This is a genomic window from Pseudomonas sp. NBRC 111138 (genome assembly GCF_001320835.1).
Taxonomy (GTDB): Bacteria; Pseudomonadota; Gammaproteobacteria; order Pseudomonadales; family Pseudomonadaceae; genus Aquipseudomonas; species Aquipseudomonas paracarnis.
Map to the genome: position 1 here is coordinate 1 of NZ_BCBO01000169.1, position 3,616 is coordinate 3,616.

Genomic DNA, 3,616 nt, shown 5'->3' on the forward strand with positions numbered 1-3,616 from the left:
GTCCGAGAAGTACGCCGCGGGCCTGACCGCCCTGGACATCGACACCGGCCACGTGAAGTGGACCTTCCAGTTCACCCACCACGACCTGTGGGACATGGACGTGGGCGGCCAGCCTTCGCTGATCGACATCAAGACCGCTGCGGGCGTGAAGCAAGCGGTGATGGCGTCGACCAAGCAAGGCAGCATCTACGTGCTGGACCGCGCCACTGGCCAGCCAGTGGTGCCCGTCAATGAAATCCCGGTGCCACAGGGCGCAGTGGCGGGCGACCGCACCTCCCCTACCCAACCCAAGTCCGACCTGAACTTCATGCCGCCGCCGTTGAAAGAACGCGACATGTGGGGCGTGACACCGTTCGACCAGATGCTGTGCCGGATCGATTTCAAATCCATGCGCTACGACGGCCCGTTCACCCCGCCGTCCCTGCAAGGTTCGATCGTGTACCCAGGCAACTTCGGCGTGTTCGACTGGGGCGGTATCTCGGTTGACCCGGTGCGCCAGATCGCCTTCGTGAACCCAAGCTACATGGCGTTCAAATCGAAGCTGATCCCGGCTGCCGACATTGCCAAGCAAGGCCCACGCGTCAGCGAAACCGAAGGCGTGCAGCCGAACAAAGGCGCCCCGTATGGTGTGATCCTTGAAGCACTGCTGTCGCCGATGGGCCTGCCGTGCCAGGCACCGGCCTGGGGCTACGTGGCGGCGGTCGACCTGACCACCCACCAGACCATCTGGATGCACAAGAACGGCACCGTGCGTGACAGCTCGCCGGTTCCAATCCCACTGACCATGGGCGTGCCTAGCCTGGGCGGTACGTTCACCACCGCCGGTGGCGTCGCGTTCCTCAGCGGCACCCTGGACCAGTACCTGCGTGCCTATGACGTGAAAAACGGCAAGCAACTGTGGGAAGGCCGCCTGCCTGCAGGCGCGCAAACCACCCCGATGACCTACACCGGCAAGGACGGCAAGCAATACGTGCTGGTCATGGCGGGCGGTCACGGTTCCCTGGGGACCAAGCAGGGTGACTATGTGATGGCGTTCAAACTGCCAGATTAAGCAACGCTGGCGGTACAAAAAAGCGGCGGCCCGGTTGGGCAGCCGCTTTTTTTTGCCTGCTGAAAATGCCCCCGTGGTTTCCCCTCAACCCTTTAAAACTAATTTAGTGCGCACGCCCTGCGTAATACAAAAGGCGTACGGATAAAACTTTAAAGGGAGCTTCACTGCATGACGGACCATGTCGCTACAAAACCGATTCTTTCCACCCCCACAAAAATCCTGGAACTTGAACACCTCAATACTGCCAGTTTGAAAAAACTCATCAGTGGCCAAGTGCTTGCCATTCGGGTACCTGAATTTGCCAACGCAACCACCAGCGCACGGTTGATTCAGGCCATCGACGATACCGCCACCCTGGAACACTATGGTCATGAAACCTATGAAGAGGGGCGCATCGTTCAGCACTTCTATGGTGTGCATCGCTGGGGCACCCCGTTCAACTCCACGTACGGCAAGGCCGCCGGCGGTGACGCACAAGAAAAATATTATGCAGACGCGGCCCGTATGCGCGGCCTTATCGACAGCCTCTGTGCGCCGCAAAAACCGCCCATTCAACAGCTGATGGAACAGTTCCAGGCGCTCTGGCCGCAAGGTGCAACAGCCGCTTCGTTCCAGGGCCGACCGATGTTTTGCGGGATCATCCGCGTCATGTTCCCGGAGACGGCGCACCTCTCGGAAACGGTGCCCCATGTGGATTGCCTGCCCCGCACAATCGCTGAACTGCAGCATCAATTCAGCGCCAATATCTACCTGCAAACACCGCCTTCGGGGGGCGAGTTGATCATCTGGGATACCCAAGCCTTTAGCTATGATGAGGTCAAGCGCTTCGAAGGTGCCCAACTGCCCGAACAGTGTTTACAAAAACCGCTGCGCATCCGCCCACGCAAGAACGAACTGGTGCTCATCAATACCCGCCGCCCCCACGCCATCTGTGGGTTCGATTCGGGAAAACGCGTCAGCATGCAGTCGTTTATCGGCTATACCCCCGGCGAACCGTTTTACTTCTGGTGCTAATACTTTTATTGCTCGTGCACATGGACGTTTATCTATGACCCCCGAAGAATTCCGCCAACATGGCTATGCCATGATCGACCTGATTGCAGACTACCGACAGAACATCGAACAACGCGGCGTGCAGCCCACCACCCGACCTGGCGAGATCAAAGCTGCCCTGCCGGCCAGCCCGCCTGACACCGCCGAACCGTTCGAACAGATCATGGGCGACGTCGAAAAACTGATCATGCCCGGCTTGCTGCATTGGCAGCATCCCAGTTTCTTCGGGTTCTTCCCTTCCAATGTGGAACTGTCCTCAGTGCTGGGCGATTGCCTGAGCACCGGCCTGGGTGTGATTGGGTTGTCCTGGCAATCCAGTCCGGCTCTCACCGAAATAGAGGAAGTCACCACCGACTGGCTGCGCGACATGCTCGGCCTGGGCCGCACGTGGAGCGGTGTGATCCAAGACTCTGCGTCCACCTCCACGCTGGTGGCGCTTATCAGCGCCCGGGAACGCAGCTCCGATTACGCGCTGATGCACAACGGCCTGCAAAACAGCAGCGCTCCCCTGATCGTCTACACCTCAGCCCATGCCCACAGCTCGGTCAACAAGGCGGCGATCCTGGCCGGGTTCGGCCAGAACCATATCCGCACCATCGCCACCGACGCACACCATGCAATGTCGCCCCAGGCACTGGCGCACGCCATCGAACAGGACCTGGCCGCCGGCAACACGCCCTGCGTGGTGATTGCCACCACCGGCACCACGGCCGCCATGGCGATCGACCCCCTGGAGGCCATTGGCGACCTCACCCAACGCTACGGCCTGTGGCTGCATGTGGACTCGGCCATGGCCGGCGCCGCAATGATCCTGCCAGAATGCCGGGCCTTGTGGGATGGCATCGAAAAGGCTGACTCCCTAGTGCTCAACCCGCACAAATGGCTGGGCGCGGCATTCGATTGCTCGGTGTACTTCGTGCGCGACCCCGAGCATTTGATTCGCATCATGACCACCAACCCGAGTTACCTGCAGTCCAGCGCAGACGGCCAAGTGCGAAACTACCGTGACTGGCGGATCTCCCTGGGCAGCCGTTTCCGCGCCTTGAAGTTGTGGTTCCTGATACGCGAGCAAGGCGTCAGCGGCCTGCAAGCGCGGTTGCGGCGAGACCTGGCCAATGCGCGCTGGCTGGCAGAGCAGATCGAAGCCACTGAGCACTGGACACTGGTGACCACGCCCGCCTTGCAAACCCTGTGCATTCGCCATGAACCGCCGGGTTTGGAAGGCCAGGCACTGGACCATCACACGCGAGCCTGGGCAGAAAAACTCAACCAGTCAGGCGATGCCCACGTCACCCCCGCCATCCTCGATGAGCGCTGGATGGTGAGGGTGTCCATCGGCGCGCTGGGCACCGAGCATCAGCATGTCCAAAGGTTGTGGGTGCGATTGCAAGCCCTGGTCGCTTGAACGCTGCCAAAGTAGCACCCCTGTGGCGAGGGAGCTTGCTCCCGCTGGGCTGCGCAGCGGCCCCAAGATCCTGGGAGCGCTTCGCACTCCAGCGGGAGCAAGCTCCC

General features: G+C 60.8%; 3 protein-coding genes. All 3 read left to right on the forward strand.

The annotated features are described in order from the left end of the window. A partial coding sequence (locus APH41_RS26965) for a PQQ-binding-like beta-propeller repeat protein (protein WP_156359099.1) occupies positions 1 to 1,051 on the forward strand: 1,051 nt, incomplete at its 5' end. A gap of 168 nt (positions 1,052 to 1,219) precedes the next feature. After that, complete coding sequence (locus APH41_RS26970; RefSeq protein WP_054922520.1) at positions 1,220 to 2,065, forward strand: 2OG-Fe(II) oxygenase; 846 nt, start codon at positions 1,220 to 1,222, stop codon at positions 2,063 to 2,065. 34 nt (positions 2,066 to 2,099) lie between these two features. Further along, positions 2,100 to 3,509: a pyridoxal-dependent decarboxylase gene (locus APH41_RS26975; protein WP_054922522.1), complete on the forward strand. Its 1,410-nt coding sequence runs from the start codon at positions 2,100 to 2,102 to the stop codon at positions 3,507 to 3,509. The last annotated feature ends 107 nt before the right edge of the window (positions 3,510 to 3,616 follow it).

Bases quoted from the DNA above. Each gene is read 5' to 3' on its own strand.
- APH41_RS26970 (WP_054922520.1), top strand. From the start codon at position 1,220: ATGACGGACCATGTCGCTACAAAACCGATTCTTTCCACCCCCACAAAA.
- APH41_RS26975 (WP_054922522.1), top strand. From the start codon at position 2,100: ATGACCCCCGAAGAATTCCGCCAACATGGCTATGCCATGATCGACCTG.